Source organism: Corynebacterium sp. Marseille-P4321 (assembly GCF_903645305.1).
Classification (GTDB): domain Bacteria; phylum Actinomycetota; class Actinomycetes; order Mycobacteriales; family Mycobacteriaceae; genus Corynebacterium.
On the sequence record NZ_CAHJXO010000001.1, the window covers coordinates 1,107,853 to 1,128,933 of the forward strand.

The window sequence follows — 21,081 nt, forward strand, 5'->3', positions numbered from 1 at the left end:
TTTCGAGATGCACGTTATAAGGCGCGCCGACGTAGAACGGCTCTATGTCCAGAGGGAGAGACATAGTCCTAGAAAGTGTGATACAAATCACTAAAAGGCGACATTACAAGCCGTCGCAAAGCAATTGCGTATTGACGGCCCTTAGCGCGCGTACCTCTCCGCGAAGTCGCCGATCTCGGCGGTCGGCGCGAGCGAGAGGTCCACGGTGCCGAAGGGCACGCCGAGGTGCACGGAGGCCATGGTGCCCACCAGCTGGCCGGCGTGGGTGATCTTGAAGGCGGCCTTTTTGATCTCCTCGGCGCGGGCGATATCGACCGGGTTGCCCTCCACACCTGCTAGGCACTGGTGTCCTCGCGCGCGAACGTGCTGCTTATCGACGAGCCCACCAACAACCTCGACCCCAGTCCCGCGAGCAGGTCCTCGACGCGCTGAAGACCTACACCGGCGCAGTGGTGCTGGTCACCCACGGCCCGGGCGCAGTACGTGCGCTGGAGCCGGAGCGCGTGATCATCATGCCCGAACGCGACGAGGACCTTTTGAGCGACGAATACATGGAGATCGTCGAGCTCGCCTAGCGTGCGCCTACAATCGCCCCAGTGAGCGAAATCTTTTACAACGATGCCCAAACTGTCCTCAGCACCGCAGCAAAAGGAATCCTGATCTACATCGCGCTTATCGCGATGCTGCGGATCACCGGTAAGCGATCACTGTCCAAGTTCAATATCTTCGACTTCGTGATCACGGTCGCGCTCGGCTCGGTGTTTGCATCAACGCTCACCAGCTCGGACGTGAAATTGGCGCAGTCGGTCACCGCAATCGTTGTATTACTTGGTGGCCAGTACCTCATTTCGCAGCTGGCCCTGCGCTCGGACGGCTTCGAAAAGGTCATCAAATCCGACCCTGCGCTGCTGTACTCGGGCGGCAGCCTGAACCGGGCCACGATGAAGCGCGAGCGGGTGACCGAGCGCGAGGTCCTGCAGGCGGTTCGCAACAGCGGCTCCGCCAGCTTGGACGAAGTGGAAGCGGTCATCTTGGAAACCGACGGCACCATGTCAGTCATCGCTGCAACGGACGGCGGCAGCAGGAAAGCGATCTACGCACCAGTGAGGAAGTAGGAACTTCGCCGCGATTACCCCTACCGCGGATTACCCCTACCGCGCGTACATTTCTGCGAAATTCGCCAGGATCCGATTGTTCCAGGTGAAGTCCCCGGTGTAGGCCTCAGCGATGTTTGACTCCATGACATCTGCGCGCACGTAGCCAAGGTGGGCATACAGCCGCAGCCGCGCCTCGAGCGCAGGAGCCGTGAGCTCGGGGTGGAACTGCGTTGCGTAGACATTTTGTCCGACCCGGAACATCTGGATCGGGCACGCTTCTCCCGAAACCAGCACGGTCGCAGTTTCGGGAACGCTGGACACGGCTTCTTTGTGGCCAACCAGGGTGTCAAACTCCTCTGGCAAGCCATCGAGAAGAGGGTCATCAACACCGCGCTCGGTGAGGCTGACCTGGATGAGGCCGGCTTCTTCGGCGTACTCGTCGCCAAGTGTGGCCCCAATGAGCGTGCCCACCGTGCCGATGCCGTAGCAAGCGCCCATGAGCGGAAAGTCGCGGTCGATGATCTCGCGCACGAGGGTGCCTACCTCACGTTCGACCCGCAGCTGCGTCTGCGATTTCACCAGATCAGAGTTGTTGAATGGGCTGCCGCCGAGGAGCACACCGGAGTAGGCCTCCAGATCCACATCGCCGAGTGGTGCCGATTCCAGGCGCCGCTGCTCGATGGCACCCTCCGGCACCTGCATTCCGGCGGTGAAACTAGCAAGTTCTTCAGCGGCCGCCTCATCTTCGGGGCGGGTGCTCAGCAGGAGGAAGGGGCGATTCACGGTCACCTGCTCAAATCTAATGCACCTTATCGCGCGTACGATATTTGGCATGGCAAACATCACCCGAGAACTTGCAGGCACCGTGAAGGATTCGTGGAACGCGCTCTCCGCCGATCAGCGCACCATCGTTGGCGTCCTCGCAACCATTGATTTTGCGGGCAAGAGCATCGCGCTGTGGGACATGGCGCGTACCGACGACCGGAAGCTGCGTGGCCCGAAGTGGCTGTGGACGCCCGTGATCGGCGCGGTGAACACGCTTGGCTGGGTGGCGTACTTCACCGTGGGGAAGAAACGCTAGCTTCCCGCACTCCACGGGCGCCAACAGGCTCTAAATGTGTGGCGTAAATGGGGGTAAAGTACACACTTATTACTGCGAAGGGCGAATCCGGATGAAGATTCGATTTAAACTTGGCTTATGTTGAATCGTCGCTATCTCGCCGTGTTGGCGGCCCTCACTCTCGGTTGCCCAAGCCTTATCCCTGTGTCAGCGCATGCTGAATCATCGCGAGAGAGCGATGCACCATCGCCTACAGACTCATCCTCTAACGAATCGTCTTCTGGGAGCGCTGATGGTTCGTCGGTCCGCGGTCGTCTTGAGGTTAACCAGGGCTGGGCGTTCTTCACAGTGCAAGGAACTTGCACCATCGGGTTCAATGACCCTGTGAACCGCGTGAGCTATACGGCCGCGCACTGCGCTGACATTGAACGAAGAGTTTTTCTTGCTACTCGGAGTGGGATCTTTCCCCAGAGCGTCATTCCGGCGGGGAGGATCAAACCTGCACCGTCGTATGATCGAAAGACGCATTCGAACGATTGGGCTGTCATCGAATGGGAAGACGGGGTGCAGATTAACGAGAATACTTTCGGTGGTCCAAGGCTTATGCCTGTATCCGAGTTAAAGCGCGGTCAAGAGATTTGTTTCCACGGATTTTCTGCCCATAAAGCGAGTAATGAGTGGTCTTGTGGCTCTGTGTTAGGAACCGCGGGTGAAGTGATCATGATGGAGTCTCCCGGTAATGCTGGTCCTGGCGATTCCGGAGGTCCCGTTTTCGTGCCTGGTCGCGGCGTCGTCGGCTTAGTAAGCGGCGGAGACGATTTCACTGATAGCCGCGGGAACAAGTTTCAACTAATGCAGGTGAACGCACCGCGTGAAGGTCGCATTGTTTCCCGTGCCGAACAGGCAGAGATTGTAAGCGCAGCTAAGGCGACGGATATCCATATTGGCGATAACCCCGACCGCCCCAATTCGGTGCTGAGTAGCCGTCTAGTTGAAGCCGGTTCTAGCGATCCGGAGCTTGTAGGGATAGTGCTAGGGGTTATCTGGTTCCTCCTGTTGAACCTCGCGCTAAATAACCTTCTTCAGTAACACGAATTAGCCACACCGAGCCCACTCCAAGACGTCGTGGGCTCGAAGCCAGCCAACCCCTTAGTTCCTGAACCCGTGCACCGGCGCCGGGATGAACCCGCCGCGTTTGATGAACGCGTCGTTGCCCACGGTGTTCACCGGGATCACGGGCGCGTAGCCGAGAAGCCCGCCGAAGTTGACCTCGTCGCCGGGCTTTGTGCCCGGCACCGGAATCAACCGGGACGCGGTGGTTTTGTGGTTCATCACGCCGATCGCGGCTTCGTCGGCAATCATGCCCGCGATGAGCTCCGCTGAAGTGTCGCCCGGGATGGCGATCATGTCGAAGCCCACGGAGCAGATTGAGGTCATCGCCTCGAGTTTGTCCATGGAGATGGCGCCCGAGTTCACCGCGTCGATCATGCCCTTATCCTCAGAGACGGGGATGAACGAGCCGGACAGGCCGCCGACGCGGGAGCAGGCCATCATGCCGCCCTTCTTCACGGCATCGTTGAGCAGTGCCAGCGCCGCGGTGGTGCCGTGGGTGCCCACCTGGTCCAGGCCCATGGATTCCAGCACGTGCGCCACGGAGTCGCCCACCTCGGCGGTTGGGGCCAAGGAAAGATCCACGATGCCGAAGGGCACGCCGAGGCGCTCGGAGGCCATGGTGCCCACCAGCTGGCCAGCGCGGGTGATCTTGAAGGCGGCCTTTTTAATCTCCTCGGCGATCTCGTTGAGCGCCGCGCCCTCGAGCGGCTTGATGGCGTTGTCAACCACGCCGGGGCCGGACACGCCCACGGAGACGACCGTATCGGGTTCCTCGATGCCGTGGAAGGCGCCCGCCATGAACGGGTTGTCGCCCACTGCGTTGGCGAAGACCACGAGCTTCGCGCAGGCTATGGAGGAGCGGTCCGCGGTCAGTTCCGCAGCCTCCTTCACAATGCGGCCCATGGTTTTCACCGCGTTCATGTTGATGCCAGCGCGTGAGGTTGCCACGTTCACCGAGCCGCACACTGCGTCCGTTTCGGTCAGCGCTTCGGGGATGGAGTAGATCAAGCGTTTGTCGGCCTCGGTGCCGCCCTTCTCCACTAGCGCGGAGTACCCGCCGACGAAGTTCACGCCCAGTTCGCCAGCCGCGCGGTCGAGTGCGCGGGCGATGTCCACTGGGTTGCCTTCTACGCCTGCGGCCACCAGCGCGATGGGGGAGACGGAGATGCGCTTGTTCACAATGGGGATGCCCAGCTCGCGTTCGATGCCTTCGCACACCGGCACGAGGTTCTTCGCGCGCGAGATCACTCGGTCGTAGACGGCTTGGGCCGTGGCCTCCATGGAGCTGCGGGTGCAGCCAATGAGCGAGATGCCCATGGTGACGGTGCGGATGTCTAGGCGGTAGTCCTCAATCATCTGGATGACGTCGAGGATGCGGTGGTTGCCCAGGTGGAAGTTCGTGCTCATGTACCGAACCCCTTAGATATCGTTCATCGCGTCGAACAGAGCCTCGGACTGGATGCGCGTGACCATGCCGAGCGGTTCAGACACGCGGTCGAGCTCAGCCTGCAGTTTGGCCATGTCCACGTCGCCAGTAGGCAGCTCCACGCGCATGATCATGGTGAAGAAGTCGGCCATGAGCGTCTGTGAAACGTCGACGATGTTCAGGTTGTGCTCGGCGCAGGACTGCGCGACAGCGGCAATAACGCCGGGGCGGTCCTTGCCGGTCATGGTGATAATTGCGTGCATGCGCAAAGTATAACTATTGCTCCGGGGTTACAGTGGTCGTATGACTGAATCGACTCCACAGACTCCACAGACTCCACAGACTCCACAGACCGATAACCCCCAGCAGCACGTGATTGTCCTCGGCGCGGGTGGCAACGTGTCGCGCCACACGGTGCCGAAGCTCGTGGAGGAGGGGCATTCGGTCAGCGCGCTTGTTCGCAATCCGCAGCACGCGCAGAAGCTTGTCGACGATGGCGCGACCGTGATCGTCCGCGACCTCACCACCCTCGACGCGGAGGGGTGGGCGCGTTTGCTCACGCCGTTCGACGTGGTGGTGTGGTCCGCGGGCGCCGGCGGCGGTTCCGCAGAACGCACCTACGCCGTGGATAGGGACGCGGCGCTCGCGATGATCGACGCGCTGGAGGAGCTCGAGGAGTTCGCGCCGTTCCTGGTCAACGTGTCCTACGCGGGCGCAGCCGAGGCGACTGCGGAGGAGGACGATTCGAACTCCTGGTACGCGTACGTGGAGAGTAAGAAGGCGGTGGACCAGCGGTTGCTCGCGTCGAACCTGTCGTACGAGATTCTTGGTCCCACCGCGCTGACCGACGAGCCCTCGCAGGGCATCAAGGTGCTCGACGGCGCAGCGCAGGCGGGTTCGAAAACCTCGCGCGAGCTAGTCGCCGACGTGATCGTCGAGGCAGTCGGCCGCGGCAAACCGTTTGCCCGTAACCCTCTCGAGTTCGAGGATGGCGCGGAGCCCGTCGATAAGCTCTAAGGCCTTAACACCCGCGGCATAGCCGGGCGAAGTTGCGCAACAGCGCGTTCGCCCGGTTGACGTCGTGGTTGGGCAGGTCGGCGACGATGCGCGCGTACTCCTCGGCGGGGAAATAGCCGTAGTCGTAGTAGAAGTCCATCCGCGTGCGCATCGCGTCTGCGTCCATCTCCGCGTGGAACTGCGTCGCCCACACGTGGTCGCGGTAGCGAACCATCTGCACGGGGCAGGTTGGGCCGGATGCAAGGAGCACAAGCTTATCGACGCCATCCGGTAACTTCTCCGGGTTCTCCGTGTGGCCGGTCAGCGCGGTGAAAGTACCCGCCCCGCCCAAGAGGGGGTCATCGGCGCCCGCCGCAGTCACCTCAACCGTGGTGGGGCCGGAGTCTTCGGGGTGGCTGTGGCCGATCTCGCCGCCGAGGTAGTCCACCAGCCACGACAGGCCGAAGCAGACGAAAAAGACCGGCAGGCCAGACTCGACTACCTCTTCGAGCACCTCGTCGATGTGGAGGTGCCACGCGGAGCGCCCGCTGTCGGTGATGTTCAGCGAGCTACCGCCGACGATGATGCCGCGCACCGCATCGAGTGGGCCGAGCTCGGCGTGCTCGTCGTCAATGATGCGCAGCTCCATGTCCACCTCGTCCATACCGGTGGCGCGCAGGGCGTCGTGGTACTCGGCGCGGGCTACTTCGGGCCCGATCTCGCCGTTGCGGAGGGAGAGGAAGAGCATGTTCGACATGCCGGACAGTCTATACCGCTTGGTCTAGTTTGTGGCTATCCGGGGTGGCTGAGCGTGCGGACCGACTGTTCCACCAGGTCCAACATCCCTTCCAGCCGCTCCGACGCCTCACCGGCCGCGAGCTTGGTTATAAACCCCTCCAGCACCGTCTCAAGGTAAGTCTGCACCACCTCAACAGGCACATCCCGTCGCATCTGCGGGTTGGAGGCCAGACGCTGCCGCACAGCGTAGTCAAGGACCTCTTGGTGCTTCCGCCATCGCGCTTCGAAGACGGGGTCGGTTCGCAGGCGGCGGAGGATCTCGGCGCGGGTGGTGAACCAATCATTCGACTCTTGGTCGCGCAGCATGCCACGCATCACGTCGACAAGCCCGCGCTCGCTGACCACCTCTGCCTGGCGCTGCGCGTCGGCTTCTGCGATGGCGAGGAAGAGTGACTCCTTGTCGCCGAAATGGTGGAAGATCGCTCCTCGTGTCTTGCCCGTAGCTTCCTCGAGCCGGGCGACAGTGGCGCCCTCGAAGCCGTAATGCGCGAAGCACTTCCGGGCGGCGTCGATGATCTCGCTGCGGCGGCGGGCGAGTTCTTCGTCGCTGACAATCGGCATGGCGGGTTGAAACCTCTCAGTGTTTTGCAGGTTTTGCAGGTTTTGCGGGGGAGGGGGCAGGCAAAACCCCCTAGCGGAAGCCCTCGCGCGGTTTATCTCCGCGCGACGGACGCAGCTAGGGGGTGAGGCGGGGAAGAGGTGTTAGCTCTTCACCATCTGGCGCAGCACGTACTGCAGAATGCCGCCGTGGCGGAAGTACTCAGCCTCACCAGGTGTGTCGACGCGGACCACTGCGTCGAACTCGACAGCGTCGGCGCCGTCCTTCTCGGCCTTCACCTTGACCGTGGATGGGGTCTCACCGTCGTTGAACTCGGTGATGCCGGTGATGCTGAAGGTCTCGGTACCGTCCAGTCCGAGCGAGCCGTGCGACTCACCCTCCGGGAACTGCAACGGGAGCACGCCCATACCGATGAGGTTGGAGCGGTGGATACGCTCGAAGGACTCAGCAATCACGGCCTTCACGCCGAGCAGGTTGGTGCCCTTCGCAGCCCAGTCGCGGGAGGAACCGGTGCCGTACTCCTTGCCGGCAAGCACGACGAGCGGAATGTTCTGCTCGGCGTAGTTCATCGCGGCGTTGTAGATGAAGTCCTGCGGTGCGTCCTCCTTGGTGAAGTCGCGGGTGTAGCCACCCTGCTCATCCACCAGCTCGTTCCGCAGACGGATGTTCGCGAAGGTACCGCGAACCATGACCTCGTGGTTACCGCGGCGGGAGCCGAAGGAGTTGTAGTCCTTGCGCTCGACGCCGTTGGCATCCAGGTAGTCCGCGGCCGGGGTGCCCGGCTTGATGGAGGAAGCCGGCGAGATGTGGTCGGTGGTTACCGAATCGCCGAGCTTCGCCAGCACGCGGGCGCCCTCGATGTCGGAGATTGCCTCCGGCTCCTCCGGCATGCCGTCGAAGTACGGAGCCTTGCGGATGTAGGTGGAGTCCTCGTTCCAGTCGAAGGTCTTGCCCTGCGGGATGTCCAGGCCCTGCCACTGCTCGTCGCCCTTGAACACGTCGGCGTAGTCCGCCTCGTACATCTCGCGGGAGATGGTGCCAGCGATGGTCTCCTCGATCTCCTCGGTAGACGGCCACACGTCCTTCAGGAAGACGTCGTTGCCGTCAGCGTCCTGGCCCAGCGGCTGGGTTTCGAAGTCGAAGTCCATGGTGCCCGCAATCGCGTAGGCGATAACCAGCAGCGGGGACGCGAGGTAGTTCATCTTCACGTCCGGGGAGATGCGACCCTCGAAGTTGCGGTTACCGGACAGCACAGCAGTCGCGGTGAGGTCGTACTCGTTGATCGCCTCGGAGATCTCGTTCGGCAGCGGGCCGGAGTTACCGATGCAGGACGCGCAGCCGAAGCCGGAGAGGTAGAAGCCCACGGCTTCGAGGTCCTTCCACAGGTCGGCACGCTCGTAATAGCCGTCAACCACCTGGGAGCCCGGCGCCATGATGGTCTTCACCCACGGCTTCGCCTTCAGGCCCTTCTCCGCGGCCTTGCGGGCGAGCAGCGCCGCGCCGACCATCACGGACGGGTTGGAGGTGTTGGTGCAGGAGGTCACCGCGGCGATGGCAACCATGCCGTGGTCGATGGTGTACTCGCCGCCCTGCGGGGACTCAACGATCACCGGCTTGGATGCACGGCCTTCCGCACCCTCAGCGGCAGACTCGCCGTTGCCCGGCCAAGACTCGTTGTAGGAAACCGCGTCGACCTTCGGCGCGCGCACCGGCTCTTCGGTGCCCTCGCCGGCGGTGTTGTAGTCCGGCAGCTGGTTGCGGAACGTATCCTTGGACTCGGAAAGCAGGATGCGGTCCTGCGGGCGCTTCGGGCCAGCGATGGACGGCTTGACCGTGGACAGGTCCAGCTCGAGGTACTCGGAGTACTCAGCCTCTTCCGCGTCCTGCTCGAGCCACATGCCCTGCGCCTTGGCGTAGGCTTCGACGCGGTCGATGTGCTCCTGGGAGCGGCCGGTGAGGTGGAGGTAGTTGATGGTCTCCTCATCGATCGGGAAGATCGCACAAGTGGAGCCGAACTCCGGGCTCATGTTGCCGATGGTGGCACGGTTCGCCAGCGGGATTTCCTTCACGCCGTTGCCGTAGAACTCGACGAACTTCTGCACCACGCCGTGCTCGCGCAGCATCTCGGTGATGGTGAGCACCACGTCGGTCGCGGTCACGCCAGCCGGGATCTCGCCGGTGAGCTTGAAGCCGACAACGCGCGGGATGAGCATGGAGACCGGCTGGCCCAGCATGGCCGCCTCAGCCTCGATGCCACCGACACCCCAGCCCAGGATGCCCAGGCCGTTTTCCATGGTGGTGTGGGAGTCGGTGCCGATGCAGGTGTCCGGGTAAGCGAGACCGTCGTTGTCGAAGACGACGCGGGAGAGGTACTCGATGTTCACCTGGTGCACGATGCCGGTGCCCGGGGGCACAACGCGGAAGTTGGAGAAGTTCTCCGCGCCCCAGCGCAGGAACTGGTAGCGCTCCTCGTTGCGTTCGTACTCAATCTCGACGTTCTTGTCCAGAGCGTTGTCGGAACCGAACGCCTCGATGATCACGGAGTGGTCGATGACCATCTCGGCCGGCGCCAGCGGGTTGACCTGGTCCGGGTTGCCGCCGAGCGTGGAGACAGCCTCACGCATGGTGGCAAGGTCGACGACACAGGGCACACCGGTGAAGTCCTGCATGAGCACGCGTGCCGGGGTGAACTGGATTTCCACGGACGGTTCCGCGGACGGGTCCCAGTTGGCGATGGCCTTGATGTGGTCTTCGGTGACGTTCTTGCCGTCCTCGGTGCGCAGGAGGTTCTCGCCCAGCACCTTCAGGGAGTAGGGGAGTTTCTCCATGCCCTCAACAGCGTCGAGCGCGAAGTAGTCGTAGGACTTGTCGCCGACCTCGAGCGTTTTCTTGGCACCGAACGAGTTCTTGCTTTCTGCCACGGTGAGCTCCAATTCTCGTCGTATACAAAATCAGGGATTGTCGATCCTATGGTGGTCAAACCTCAATGATATGCGACCGGCCATAGTTCCGCGTCCATAGTAACAGTACGCCCGTTATGTTTTCTACCCGCCACGCCGCGCATTGCTTATCGACGCTTCCGTATCGCCACCATTACACTTTCCGGCGTGACCGAGCCTGTAGTTGAACCCCAGGATCCAGCTGCCCCCGCGGATGTTGATATTGACGCCATCGCAGGCCAGCTTGCGAGCGCGCCCGTGGCGTTCGGCTCGCAGAATCCGATCAACGAGCAGCTTGGCCACGACATCGCCGACGCGATTGGACGAGTGGACAGTGCCAATGCGGGGAATCTCGGCTCCGTGGGGGTGGTTGTGCTCGAGCACACCCCGCCGCACGTTCCGGATGTTCGCGATATAGCGCAGGACGTGGCCAACGCCTCCGGACTCGACACCGTAGTGGTTCGCACTCCGCACGTTGCGGTGGGAGTGAGCGACACCCTTTCCCGTGCAGAAGTGGAGCAGGGGCAGCGGGCGATGGTCGCTGAGCCGGATTACGCCCGCGGACTGGAGGCTTTCGCGGAAGCGTCGAATGCGTTCAGCGTTCCGTGGGTCCCGGTAATGATCGTGATTGTGGCTGCATTGATCCTCGCGGCAGCATTCACTTTTCGATCAACCCGCTAGGTGAACGTAAAGCCCCTCTCCTTGACCCCACAATGCGCGGCAATACCTTAGCCGTGGCCGAACCGTGACCCCAGCTCGGTACTGTGATCATCATCACAAGCGAAATGTCATCACTGTGTTTTCGCAGACGAGGCGCGTGTGAGTCATGTGGATTTCCTTGACTCGCGTTATTGTTTGTAACAAAAGGGATACAAGTCAAAAGACTTGACGTATGGTCTCCGTGTCGGCTCGTGAGTCGAGGAACGTCACAACCGCTTCGGTTGCAACACACGTCGCGCTAGTCACGCGATAAGAGAAATGGTTCGGGCATGTGGGGAAGCACGCCGAGTACCGTTTCGACACCCACCGGGGTGTCAACGTGTTGCCCCAAAGGGGTTGCAGCGCACCGCGCCCACGTTGCCGCGTCAGTAGTCAACGTCTAACTACCGTGCGCGCGCACCGGTAGCGGCTCTAGTCAAGCCGCCAACCGGTACGTCGGCGCGTGCCTTAGGGCTTTCTTGATCGCCCCGAAAGGCTTGCTCCGGCATGCGTGTTGCGCGGTGTGAGGAGCACCTTCGTGGCGATTCCACAAAGGGGCACCCGGTTTCGCCGTGCGCGTCGCGCATCCGGCTTAGTCGCGTGCGCCACCACCTTGTCCCTTGCGGCGAGCATGCTCAGCCCGTCCGCGTCCGGCCAGAGTTCGACCTCTGCAGTTGGCGAGCTCGTCACTGCAGTCTCGCGCGCCCAAGCGAACGTGGACGAGCTCAACCTCGGCCTCGGTGAGCTCCAGGAGTCGGTCAACCGCGCCCTGGTCGATCTGCACGATTCTCAAGCCCGCGCGGAGCAGGCGCGCCTGGGTGTGGAAGAGGCGAAGTCTAGGGTTGCGGCTGCGCAGGAACGCGTCGATAAGCTGCGAGCTGAACTCGACGAACTCACCCGCTCTCAGTATCGCGGCGTCTCCACGGCGTCTAACTTTGGCGCGTTAGGTGGTGCCGGTTCGCAGCGCGATCTGCTGGAGAAATCCGCTTTCCTGCGTCAGCGCACCGAGGAGCAACAGAGCAAACTCGCGGAAGCGGAGAAGGCCCGCGCAGAAGCTGCCAACGAGGCAGCCGTGCTCAGTGAAGCGAGCGAGCTTGCCGACGCGGCGGCCGAGGAGGCTGCACAGGCCGAAGCGCAGGCGCGTGAGCTTCTCGACGCAAACCGCGCCTCGCTCGCGGCCAGCACAGCTAAGCGCGACGAGGCACAGCGTGCCCTCGAGGCGGCGCAGGATGCACTCGCCGAGGAACGCCCGGAAACCGTCGCTGCACCAGACGCGCAGCAGCGGGGGGAGCCGGCGGGCGAGCAGGCCGCGACTGCGATGGCTCCGGGCGCCGAGATTGGCGGCGTAGAACACACGCAAGAGGCGATCAATGACGCTCCGGGCGCGCCAGAGGCGGAAGGCGTAAAGGTAAACGCTGAACCCGAGTCCGGGATTGTCGCCGCTCCATACGCTGGCTCGGCAGGTCAGATCGAGGTGCCACCTGAGGTTATCGAGGCGGTGATCCGCGAGGTAGTGGAAATAGCCCCCGAGCTTCCCGTGCCTAGCGCAGGGGAAGTGGCCGATGCGGTACGCACCGCGCTGCAATCGACGTCCAGCATCAACCCGGCTGCGCTGTCCTCTCAGATCACCCTGCCGGATATCAATGCGGAGACGATCGCTGCCGCGGCTGCAGTCATCGCCGGTGTGGCCATTGTGGGCAACGCCGCGGCGAACCACGGATCGTTTGAGAACCCCTTCGCGGGCTCGTCCAGCCAGACAGGTGAGCTGGTCACTGCGTTCGCTGGTGGTCTCCAGAACGCGCTGGGTAACGCCGGTGGGCTCGCGGAGGTGCTGCCCGATGTTGCGACCTCCGAATCCCTCACCCGCCAGGCGCAGGCCGTGATCGCGCCGTCGAACACCTCCCAGATCGAGACGGTGATTGCCCGCGCGGAATCCGCAATCGGTACCCCGTACGTCTGGGGTGGCGGCGACGCAAACGGCCCCACAACCGGTGTCAACGGCGGCAATGTGGCCGGATTCGATTGCTCCGGTCTCGTGCTGTACGCCTTCGCGGCCGCAGGCATCTCCCTTCCTCACTACACCGGGTACCAGTACCAACACGGCACCCAGGTGCCCACGAGCGAGGCGAAGCGCGGCGACCTTCTCTTCTGGGGCCCGGGCGGAAACCAGCACGTGGCGATCTACCTGGGTGACGGCATGATGATTGAGGCGCCGCAGGCAGGGCAGAACGTGTCCATTACCCCGGTTCGCTGGTCGGGCATGACTCCGAACGCGGTCCGGCTGCTCTAGTTGGCTACCATCTGGGGTTATGGCACTACTCCAGTACGACGCACTCCTCGTCCTTTCCTTCGGTGGCCCCGAAGGAAAGGACGAGGTTATTCCTTTTCTTGAGAACGTCACCCGTGGCCGAGGCATCCCCCGCGAGCGTCTCGCCGAGGTGGGCGAGCACTACTTCCACTTCGACGGCGTGAGCCCGATCAACGAGCAGAACCGTCAGCTCATCGCCAACATCGAAGCCGAGCTGCAGAAGCGGGGCTACGACTTGCCCGTGTACTTCGGCAACCGCAACTGGCATCCGTTCGCCGAAGACACCGCCCGCCAGCTGAAGGCCGACGGGCGCACGAGAGTCCTTGTTTTCGCCACCAGCGCCTGGGGTGGTTACTCGGCATGCCGCCAGTACGACGAAGACATCCAGCGCATGCGCGAACTCACCCCGGAAATCGAGTACACGAAGCTGTGGCAGTTCTACGGCGACCAGAAGTTCGTCCAGCTCATGGCTCGGGGCCTGCGCGATGCAGTGAACGCGGTTTCGAACAAGCGCACGGCGGTGCTGTTTACCGCGCACAGCGTGCCGAACGCCGCCGACGATGCCTCCGGCGGCGCGGCAGACCCGAACCTTTACTCACGGCAGGTCAAGGAGGCATCCCGTCTGGTAGCCAAGCGCGCCGATGTCACCGATTACGAGGTGGTCTGGCAGTCGCGTTCCGGTAACCCAGCCACACCGTGGCTCGAGCCTGACGTGGTGGACCGGGTGCGCGAGCTGCACGAAGAGGACCGCATTGAGCACGTCATCTGCGTGCCGATTGGCTTCATCACCGACCACATGGAGGTGGTCTGGGATTTGGACACCGAGCTTCAGCAGGCTTGCGACGAGATGGGCGTCACCCTGGACCGGGTGCCCACAGTGGGGCTCAACCCGGAGTTCGCCTCCATGGTCGTTGAGCTCGCAGAGCGCGTCGCCGTAAAGGTTAAGCCGGAAACCTTGTCCTTGGAGCCCGTGCAGGGCTGCACGGTAAACGGCGAGCCGTGCAAACCAGATTGCTGCGCGCCGGTAAAGCGCCCCACCCCGGCGGCGAATTAACTGAGGCCGGTTGGAGAGCTAAGACCGCATCCACTCGCGGCGGTAATCCACCACCGCGTCTGACACCCCAGCCATCCGTGCCGAGCGCACTTTGCTCCACAACGCGAAGAGGTGGGGATCGAAGCTGTGGTCGTCCAGCCGGTCGCTTACCGTCTCCACGATTGCCGCGACCCGGTCAGCTCGGGCGAAGAGCTTCGCCGCCCTCGGAGTCACTCCGGCAGGTAACCCCGGGGTGTCGTAGAAATCTGAAAGTGTCCCCACGGTCAGGCGCGGGTTCGGTAGGTCGTGGCGCACGCCACCGGCGGCTTCGATAAGTGTGGCCGCCTCGTCGGTCGCTCGGGCCAGCATCTGGTCAGCCTCCCCGGGGGTGAGCCATTCCGGCTCGGGCACACGCTCCGGATCCTCGAACCAGCGCCAAGCAACGCCCGTTTCGGAGTATTCCGGTACGAGAATGTGGCTCACGCCCTCGTGGCCGCGCACCACCAAAGCGCCTGCGCGGGTCAGCGCCTCTATCGCCGGTGAGTCCGCGCGCAGTCGGGGTGCCTGGCCGGGCCCCCACAGCACGAGACGAACCACGGGATCTTCTGATTCGAGGTCGGCGACCCGGCGGATGCCGCCAAGCAACTGCGCCATCGGGGCCGTGCCGTACGTGTGCGTGCCGCCGAGATCGGTGAGCGCATCTAGCGTGTCGTCGGTGGATTCCACACCGTAGAGCCAGGCGGCGAACCACACGGCGGTGTTTTGCAGCGGTGAATAGACTTCCGGGCGGGTGTGCATCCCGGCAAGTGTAGGCGGGCGGTTTAGAATACGTCGCACTATGCATCGCGACGACCGTTACAGCGCAGACATTTTCAAAGGCCATGCCCGCAACACCCGCCCGACGTACCCGCAGGTGCCGGCGGAACCCGGGATCATCGTGGAGATCGTGGGAAACGACTTCGTTGGCGCGGTGGTGGGCTTCGAGCGCACCTACGACGGCGACTTTGTCCGTCTCGAGGACCGCTACGGCACACAGCGGCTGTTCAAGATGCTGCCCGGCGCCTTCATGGTGGAGGGCCAACGCGTCACGCTCACCCGCTATGTCGCGCCGCGCCAGGACGCTCCGAAACGGTCGAACTCAGGCTCGCGGAAGGTGGACAACGTCCAGGCGAAAGTCGCAATGCCTTCGCGCATCTGGGTGGAGGGCATCCACGACGCGGCGATTGTGGAGAAGGTGTGGGGCCACGACCTGCGCGTCGAGGGTGTGGTGGTGGAGTACCTCGAGGGGCTAGATAACCTGCCGGAGCGGCTCGCCGAGTTCCAGCCGGGCCCAGGTCGGCGCATCGGGGTACTCGCCGACCACTTGATCGAGGGGACGAAGGAGTCGCGCCTTGTGGAGGGCGTCGGCGAGCACGTGCTGGTCACCGGGCACCCGTACATCGATATCTGGGCGGCGGTGAAGCCTGCGAGCGTGGGTATCGCAGCTTGGCCCGAGGTGCCTTACGGGGAGGATTGGAAGAAAGGCGTGTGCCGGCGCCTGGGGTGGTCCGACCCGAAAGAAGGCTGGCACCGCGTGTACTCCTCGGTGAACACGTTCCGGGATTTGGACCACACGCTCATCGGTGCGGTGGAGCGCCTCGTGGATTTCGTGACTAACCCGGAGCTGACAAAATCGGATTGCTAACCCTGCGTCGGGGGCACATGTAAACTGCGCGTCGTGGGAGCACTTATTTGGTTTGTCGCTGCAGCGCTACTCGCGTGCCTCGAGCTGGCCGTGGGGGAGATGACGCTTCTCATGCTTGCAGCTGGGGCGCTTTCCACGTCGCTGGTTTCGCTTGCGGGTGTGCCGCTGGGGGTTGAGATCGCGGTTTTCGCGGCGTCGTCGGCAATGTTCTGGTTCTTCCTGCGCCCAGTGTTGCGTAAACGTCTCGACGCGCCCAAGGTGCTGGACGAGACGCCACGCGCGCTCGTGGGGCAGGGCGCCGAGGTGGTGGAGGCAATCGGGCCGGGTTCGGGGCAGGTGCTTATCGACGGTTCTTTGTGGTCCGCTCGCTCCCTCGACCCGGCAGATGAAATCCCGGTAGGCGGCCGCGTCACTGTATACGATATCGACGGTCCGGTGGCCGTCGTGGGGAAGGAGATGTAAATGGGTGGATGGATCGTCCTTTTAGTAATATTCCTGCTGCTGGTAGCGGTGTTATCGGCTTCCGTGAAGCTGATTCCTCAGGGTGAAGCCGCAGTCATCGAGCGTCTCGGCCGCTACACACGCACCGCCTCGGGCGGGCTGACGTTGCTGGTGCCGTACGTGGACAAGATCCGTGCGCGGGTAGACACCCGTGAGCGTGTGGTGTCCTTCCCGCCGCAGGCGGTGATCACGCAGGACAACCTGACGGTGGCTATCGACATTGTGGTGACGTTCCAGATCAACGACCCGGCGAAGGCCATCTACGGCGTGGACAACTACCTCGTCGGCGTGGAGCAGATCTCCGTGGCTACGCTGCGCGATGTGGTCGGCGGCATGACCCTGGAGGAGACACTTACCTCGCGCGAGACCATTAACCGGCGCCTGCGCGGCGAGCTCGACGCGGCGACCGCGAAGTGGGGTCTGCGCATCAGCCGAGTGGAGTTGAAGGCGATTGATCCGCCGCCGTCCATCCAGCAGTCCATGGAGATGCAGATGAAGGCGGACCGGGAAAAGCGCGCCATGATCCTCACCGCTGAGGGTAAGCGCGAATCCGACATCAAGACAGCCGAGGGCGAGAAGCAGGCGAGAATCCTCTCGGCTGAGGGCGAGAAGCACGCGGCGATCCTCGCAGCGGAAGCGGAGCGCCAGGCAATGATGCTTCGCGCCGAGGGCGAGCGCGCGGCGCGCTACCTCAACGCGCAGGGTGAGGCCCGCGCGATTCAGAAGGTCAACGCCGCGATTAAGTCTTCCGGGGTGACCCCGGAACTGCTTGCGTACCAGTACCTGGACAAGCTGCCGAAGATCGCGGACAACGAAGCCGCCACGATGTGGATGATCCCCTCGCAGTTCGGCGACTCGCTCGAGCAGTTCGCGAAGGCCTTCGCGAAGCAGGACGATGACGGGGTGTTCCGCTACGAGGCGGAGCGCGTGGACGACGCCACGAAGGAGATGGCGGGCGAGGAGGACACGGACCGCTGGTTCGACACCTCTCAAGACCCGGAGCTTGCCAAGGCACTGGCAGAAGCCCGCGCGGTGGCGAATAAGCACGTCGACGACCCGGATCCCACCACGCAGGCTGACGCGCCGACCGCGCCCGCGACGCACTCGGGGCAGGTGCAGCGGGAGATCACTTCCCGGCCGGAAGCTGAGACGGCGGCAGGCGATATCGCTGTTTCGCGCCCGGTCACTCCGCGTCAGGATCAGCAGCCCGAGTAATCAGGTTCAGCGCCAGTTGCCAGCCGGCCTGCTCCGCGGGCCAACCGGCGGCCTGCAGGCGCTGGCTGATCGCCTGTTTCGAGATTCCTAGCGTGTTTGCCGCCTCATTCTGGTTCATGCCGCTGCGCACCAATGAGGTTGCCTCGCGCCCTTCGTAGGTTCGCTTGTGCAGCACGTGGGCGAGCAGCGCGAACGCTGCGGCGATGTCTGCAGCGTCTGTGGTGGCCCCGCGTTGTTTCACCACGACTTTTACCTGCCCCGCCCTCACACCGACGGCCTTCGTGCTGGCTTCTGCCGCGGTATTGTCGGCAGCATCATCCGTGCCGGGGGCGATGCCAATGCCGATGGCCCAGTTGCCGTCTGAAAGTAGCGCCATGATGAGGTTGAGCGCGTGTTCCGGCGACTCGACCACAGTGCGGACATCTTCTACTCCCAGCACTGCCACGGCGCCGACGCCCGGGAGTGACGCGAGCGCTTCGGCGGAGCGCTCCACAACTTGGGCGCGCGCCTTTTCACGCCCCCGATACTTGCCGTGCACGCCAATCATGGGCGCTAAGTCTAAGCGGTCTACCCTAAAGCCTTGACTGTGCCACGCCGGGATCGCGCGAGCTTAGTGGCCTCGCATATCTGCCGCGGAGCTTGACCGGGTTGGCAACTTCGCATCGAGCACGAGTCCGCCTACGCCCACGAGTGCCAGAATCGCCATCACCGCCACGTAGAGGGGGTTCGCCTCGCCGGTGAGCGTGTCGCCGAAAATTGCCACCAGGATGGTGCCCGGCGCAGAGCCGATCAGGGTGGCAACCGCGAAGGGCAGCACTCGCACCCGGGTGAGCGCCGAGGCGTAATTCATGATCGAAAACGGCACGGCCGCGATCATGCGCAGGCTGAGCACAGCCAGCCAGCCGCGTTCCTCCAGCCGCTGGTTGATCTGCTGCACCATGGGGTGGGTCAGCCGCGCTTCGACGAAGTCTCGCAGGAGGAACCGGACGACCACAAGGGAAATCACCGCGGAAACGGTCGTGGCGGTCAGCGCGATGAGGATGCCCTGGAACGTGCCGAACAGGATGCCGGCCGAGATCGTCATGATGGTCCGCGGGATGGGGAACTGGGTGATCAGCACGTAGAGGAACCAGAAGATCGCCGGGAACCATAGGCCAGTGGCGTCTGACCATTCGCGCAAAGTGGCCAGCGGGGGAACGTCGAGAAGCGCCCAAGCCCCGATGAACACCGCGACGGCAAGGACGACCACAACTCCCTTCAGCGGTGCGCGACCTGCCACGATGCCTCCTCGAACGAAAAAACCGGCTCCTCGTAGGAGCCGGCTGGTTGGTGCCCGAGGGGGGACTTGAACCCCCACGTCCGTTAATAGGACACTAGCACCTCAAGCTAGCGCGTCTGCCATTCCGCCACCCGGGCTTTGGGTGTTGCAGCCTTTCGGCTGGGCACTCGCTTAACTATAGGGGTGGGCGCAGGTGGCACCAAATCCCCAGCGCAGGCGCCATAATTGCTACCGCCGGCGGAGCGCAACACCTCCGCGGATCAGTGGTCGGTCTGCCGGTAACGGGGTGTCGGGGACCGAGTTTTCCTGTACAAAAGGAACCATGACTGCTTCTTATGTATCTGACCGTTTCCCTGGCCCCGATCCGTACGCACCGCTAAAGGACGTGCCATCTTTCGAGCTCACCTCCGCAGATATCTCCGACGGCGAGCGCCTCGACGACAAGCTGGCGGGTGACAACGCGACGAGTCCGCAACTGGCCTGGTCCGGGTTGCCAGAGGGCACCAAGTCCATTGCCGTGACCTGTTTTGACCCGGACGCGCCGACGGCCTCCGGCTTTTGGCACTGGTCCGCGTTCAACATCCCCGCTGATGTGACCGAACTGACGGCAGGTGCTGGCTCTGAGGACGGCCTAGGCGTTGGTGCAACTGTGCTCACCGGTGATTCTGGCGTGCAGGGCTACTACGGTGCGAACCCGCCAGAGGGCCACGGCCCGCACCGCTACCTCTTCGCCGTGCACGCGGTGGACACGGAGCTGCCTGCGGATGAGATCGCGAATCCGACGCAGCTCGGCTTCAACCTGTACTTCCACACGCTGGCGCGCACGGTGATCTGGGGCTGGTACGAAAACGCCTAGGACCCACCCGGTAGTCTCAACGCATGGTTCCAGTGCAGTTACGCGTCGGCGGGGCGTTTCTCGGTCTCGCCGCGGCCATGATGTTGTACGCCATCATCGGGTTCCTCGGCAGTGAGGCGACCTTCGCGATTACACCGCAGGTGCTCACTGTTTTCGCCGCGATTGGGCTGCTCGGCGCGTTCGCGACGACGAGCACGCAGCAGAACGGCTCTCGTACGCAGGTCATCGCGCTCGCGGTGGCCGTCGGCCTAATCGGCCTCGGCATTTTGCTCCCGGATGTGACGCTCATGGTCACCACCCCTGTGTGGCTGGCAGCGTGGGCCGTCGCCGCGGCGCTTTGTGCCGTAGTACTGCGTCGCAGCGTGCTTTAGACGTCCGCTCGAGGTCGCGAGAGCGAGCCCGGGCGCGCTACAGCGCGTTAATCTCGCCACTCCAGCCCGCTTCCCACGGCTTGCTCAATCGAGTCGAGGCCGTGGGCTTTAATCTGTCGCGCAATGCCTGTGTGGATACCGCGGATCCACCCCAGCCCGCCGTAGATAAACGGCGTGTAGCCCTGCAGCAGGCTCGCGCCAGCGGTGATGCGCTCCCACGCCTGTTGCGGGGTGGAGATGCCGCCGACGCTGATCAGCACGAGCTGGTCTCCAACTCGCGCGTTGAGCCGCTTGAGCACTTCGAGCGAGCGCTTCGCGACGGGTGCCCCGGAGATGCCGCCAGCCCCCATGTCTTCCACGTCGGCTGCGGGGGTGGCCAAGCCCTCACGGGAGATCGTGGTGTTTGTGGCGACGATGCCTGCCAAACCCAGCTCGACTGCGAGGTCGGCGACTGCGTCAATGTCCTCGTCGGTAAGGTCCGGAGCGATTTTCACCAGCACCGGCGTGTCGGTGCTGTCTTTGACTACCTGAAGGATGGGGCGCAGTTCTTCGACCGCTTGCAGGTCGCGCAGCCCCGGTGTGTTCGGCGAGGAAACGTTCACCACGACGTAGTCGGCCAACGGAGCGAGCGCGGTCGCAGTGGCGCGATAGTCGGCCACCGCGTCTTCGGATGTCTTGTTCTTGCCAATGTTGATCCCCACCACGTCGCGGGACTTTCGGGTGCGAAGGTTATCCGCCACGTCGAGGGCGCCCTTGTTGTTGAAGCCCATGCGGTTCAAAATCGCCTTGTCCTCCGGGAGTCGGAACAGGCGCGGAGCGGGGTTGCCGGGCTGTGGCTTCGGGGTCACGGTGCCCATCTCGGCGTAGCCGAAGCCAAGTGCGCCCCACGCGTCGATCTCGTCCGCGTTCTTGTCGAAGCCGGCCGCAAGCCCCAGTGGCGCAGGAAACTCCACCCCGAACACTTCTTGGCGCAGCACCGGGTCATGCACTCGCACTACCTTCTCCATGGCCCGGTTCACCGGGGAAAGGGTGTGCAACACCCGAAGCCCGCCGCTAATAATGCCGTGGATGCGCTCCGGCGGCAGAAGGAACATCACCTTCAGTGCGGCGTCGTGCAAAGACATGGTCAAGCCCCTTTCCGGGAAAG

Annotated in this window: 22 protein-coding genes, 1 tRNA gene and 2 pseudogenes; 13 read left to right on the plus strand and 12 right to left on the minus strand. The window is 63.4% G+C overall.

Features of this window, described 5'->3' with window-relative positions; genetic code table 11:
* Positions 1–165: 165 nt before the first annotated feature.
* A pseudogene (locus HWX32_RS05045) lies at positions 166–330 on the minus strand (DUF711 family protein); the annotation flags it as partial.
* Here HWX32_RS05045 and HWX32_RS05050 point away from each other — a divergent pair.
* Together HWX32_RS05050 and HWX32_RS05055 are read left to right on the plus strand one after the other, a co-directional pair.
* Positions 304–575: pseudogene (locus HWX32_RS05050) on the plus strand (ABC transporter ATP-binding protein); the annotation flags it as partial. The pseudogenes HWX32_RS05045 and HWX32_RS05050 overlap by 27 nt on opposite strands.
* 21 nt (positions 576–596) lie before the next feature.
* Positions 597–1,115 (plus strand): DUF421 domain-containing protein, encoded by a 519-nt coding sequence (locus tag HWX32_RS05055; protein ID WP_254868280.1) that lies wholly within the window; start codon positions 597–599, stop codon positions 1,113–1,115.
* A gap of 36 nt (positions 1,116–1,151) precedes the next feature.
* Here the strand turns inward: HWX32_RS05055 and HWX32_RS05060 are convergent, their stop codons facing one another.
* A complete protein-coding gene (locus HWX32_RS05060; protein WP_082259739.1) occupies positions 1,152–1,886 on the minus strand; it encodes a glutamine amidotransferase in 735 nt (244 codons plus the stop codon).
* A 43-nt stretch (positions 1,887–1,929) separates the two neighbouring features.
* Here HWX32_RS05060 and HWX32_RS05065 point away from each other — a divergent pair, with 43 nt between their 5' ends.
* Positions 1,930–2,178 (plus strand): PLDc N-terminal domain-containing protein, encoded by a 249-nt coding sequence (locus HWX32_RS05065; protein WP_075466832.1) that lies wholly within the window; start codon positions 1,930–1,932, stop codon positions 2,176–2,178.
* A 117-nt stretch (positions 2,179–2,295) separates the two neighbouring features.
* On the plus strand, positions 2,296–3,246 hold the full coding sequence (locus tag HWX32_RS05070; protein WP_082259740.1) for a trypsin-like serine protease: 951 nt from the start codon (positions 2,296–2,298) through the stop codon (positions 3,244–3,246).
* Positions 3,247–3,306: 60 nt separating this feature from the next.
* Here the strand turns inward: HWX32_RS05070 and HWX32_RS05075 are convergent, their stop codons facing one another.
* Together HWX32_RS05075 and HWX32_RS05080 are read right to left on the minus strand one after the other, a co-directional pair.
* The gene (locus tag HWX32_RS05075; protein ID WP_175934940.1) at positions 3,307–4,677 is read right to left on the minus strand and encodes a PFL family protein; all 1,371 of its coding nucleotides are present in this window, start codon (positions 4,675–4,677) and stop codon (positions 3,307–3,309) included.
* A 12-nt stretch (positions 4,678–4,689) separates the two neighbouring features.
* Entirely contained in the window at positions 4,690–4,959 is a 270-nt protein-coding gene (locus tag HWX32_RS05080; protein ID WP_075466838.1) for an ACT domain-containing protein, read from the minus strand.
* Positions 4,960–4,999: 40 nt separating this feature from the next.
* Between HWX32_RS05080 and HWX32_RS05085 the strand changes: the two genes are divergently transcribed.
* Entirely contained in the window at positions 5,000–5,713 is a 714-nt protein-coding gene (locus tag HWX32_RS05085) for an NAD(P)H-binding protein (protein WP_175934941.1), read from the plus strand.
* 4 nt (positions 5,714–5,717) lie between these two features.
* Here the strand turns inward: HWX32_RS05085 and HWX32_RS05090 are convergent, their stop codons facing one another.
* The 3 genes from HWX32_RS05090 to acnA all read right to left on the minus strand — a co-directional run bounded on the left by HWX32_RS05090 (position 5,718) and on the right by acnA (position 9,970).
* Positions 5,718–6,449 (minus strand): glutamine amidotransferase, encoded by a 732-nt coding sequence (locus HWX32_RS05090; protein WP_075466844.1) that lies wholly within the window; start codon positions 6,447–6,449, stop codon positions 5,718–5,720.
* A gap of 35 nt (positions 6,450–6,484) precedes the next feature.
* Complete coding sequence (locus HWX32_RS05095) at positions 6,485–7,051, minus strand: TetR/AcrR family transcriptional regulator (protein ID WP_175934942.1); 567 nt, start codon at positions 7,049–7,051, stop codon at positions 6,485–6,487.
* A gap of 141 nt (positions 7,052–7,192) precedes the next feature.
* Positions 7,193–9,970, minus strand: coding sequence for an aconitate hydratase AcnA (gene acnA / locus HWX32_RS05100; RefSeq protein WP_175934943.1), 2,778 nt, complete (start codon positions 9,968–9,970; stop codon positions 7,193–7,195).
* A gap of 186 nt (positions 9,971–10,156) precedes the next feature.
* Between acnA and HWX32_RS05105 the strand changes: the two genes are divergently transcribed.
* The 3 genes from HWX32_RS05105 to HWX32_RS05115 all read left to right on the plus strand — a co-directional run bounded on the left by HWX32_RS05105 (position 10,157) and on the right by HWX32_RS05115 (position 14,049).
* Positions 10,157–10,669, plus strand: coding sequence for a DUF6676 family protein (locus tag HWX32_RS05105; protein ID WP_075466853.1), 513 nt, complete (start codon positions 10,157–10,159; stop codon positions 10,667–10,669).
* Positions 10,670–11,225: 556 nt separating this feature from the next.
* Complete coding sequence (locus HWX32_RS05110) at positions 11,226–12,977, plus strand: DIP1281 family NlpC/P60 protein (RefSeq protein ID WP_254868281.1); 1,752 nt, start codon at positions 11,226–11,228, stop codon at positions 12,975–12,977.
* Between the two features lie 19 nt (positions 12,978–12,996).
* Positions 12,997–14,049, plus strand: a complete 1,053-nt coding sequence (locus HWX32_RS05115) for a ferrochelatase (RefSeq protein WP_175934944.1) — start codon at positions 12,997–12,999, stop codon at positions 14,047–14,049.
* Positions 14,050–14,067: 18 nt separating this feature from the next.
* Here HWX32_RS05115 and HWX32_RS05120 read toward each other — a convergent pair whose 3' ends face one another.
* On the minus strand, positions 14,068–14,826 hold the full coding sequence (locus tag HWX32_RS05120; protein ID WP_175934945.1) for a hypothetical protein: 759 nt from the start codon (positions 14,824–14,826) through the stop codon (positions 14,068–14,070).
* A 40-nt stretch (positions 14,827–14,866) separates the two neighbouring features.
* On the opposite strand from HWX32_RS05120, the gene HWX32_RS05125 reads away from it, so the two are divergent.
* From HWX32_RS05125 to HWX32_RS05135, 3 genes are read left to right on the plus strand one after another with little or no spacing between them, the layout of a single operon-like run.
* A complete protein-coding gene (locus HWX32_RS05125; RefSeq protein WP_075466867.1) occupies positions 14,867–15,712 on the plus strand; it encodes a DUF3097 domain-containing protein in 846 nt (281 codons plus the stop codon).
* Between the two features lie 33 nt (positions 15,713–15,745).
* Positions 15,746–16,174, plus strand: a complete 429-nt coding sequence (locus HWX32_RS05130; RefSeq protein ID WP_075466870.1) for an NfeD family protein — start codon at positions 15,746–15,748, stop codon at positions 16,172–16,174.
* Entirely contained in the window at positions 16,175–17,428 is a 1,254-nt protein-coding gene (locus HWX32_RS05135; protein WP_175934946.1) for an SPFH domain-containing protein, read from the plus strand. It abuts the gene before it with no gap.
* Here HWX32_RS05135 and HWX32_RS05140 read toward each other — a convergent pair.
* The 3 genes from HWX32_RS05140 to HWX32_RS05150 form a co-directional block, all read right to left on the minus strand.
* Complete coding sequence (locus HWX32_RS05140; RefSeq protein ID WP_175934947.1) at positions 17,397–17,975, minus strand: MarR family transcriptional regulator; 579 nt, start codon at positions 17,973–17,975, stop codon at positions 17,397–17,399. The two genes, HWX32_RS05135 and HWX32_RS05140, sit on opposite strands and share 32 nt — an antisense overlap.
* A 63-nt stretch (positions 17,976–18,038) precedes the next feature.
* Positions 18,039–18,707 carry a TVP38/TMEM64 family protein gene (locus HWX32_RS05145; RefSeq protein WP_254868282.1) on the minus strand — a complete coding sequence of 223 codons (669 nt, stop codon included), beginning with the start codon at positions 18,705–18,707 and terminating at the stop codon, positions 18,039–18,041.
* Between the two features lie 48 nt (positions 18,708–18,755).
* Positions 18,756–18,844 (minus strand) — tRNA-Leu (locus tag HWX32_RS05150).
* A 185-nt stretch (positions 18,845–19,029) separates the two neighbouring features.
* Here HWX32_RS05150 and HWX32_RS05155 point away from each other — a divergent pair.
* A complete protein-coding gene (locus HWX32_RS05155; protein ID WP_175934948.1) occupies positions 19,030–19,563 on the plus strand; it encodes a YbhB/YbcL family Raf kinase inhibitor-like protein in 534 nt (177 codons plus the stop codon).
* A gap of 23 nt (positions 19,564–19,586) precedes the next feature.
* Positions 19,587–19,934: a hypothetical protein gene (locus HWX32_RS05160; RefSeq protein ID WP_075468571.1), complete on the plus strand. Its 348-nt coding sequence runs from the start codon at positions 19,587–19,589 to the stop codon at positions 19,932–19,934.
* A 47-nt stretch (positions 19,935–19,981) separates the two neighbouring features.
* On the opposite strand, the gene HWX32_RS05165 is transcribed toward HWX32_RS05160, so the two are convergent.
* A complete protein-coding gene (locus HWX32_RS05165; RefSeq protein ID WP_075468569.1) occupies positions 19,982–21,058 on the minus strand; it encodes a quinone-dependent dihydroorotate dehydrogenase in 1,077 nt (358 codons plus the stop codon).
* Positions 21,059–21,081 lie beyond the last annotated feature (23 nt).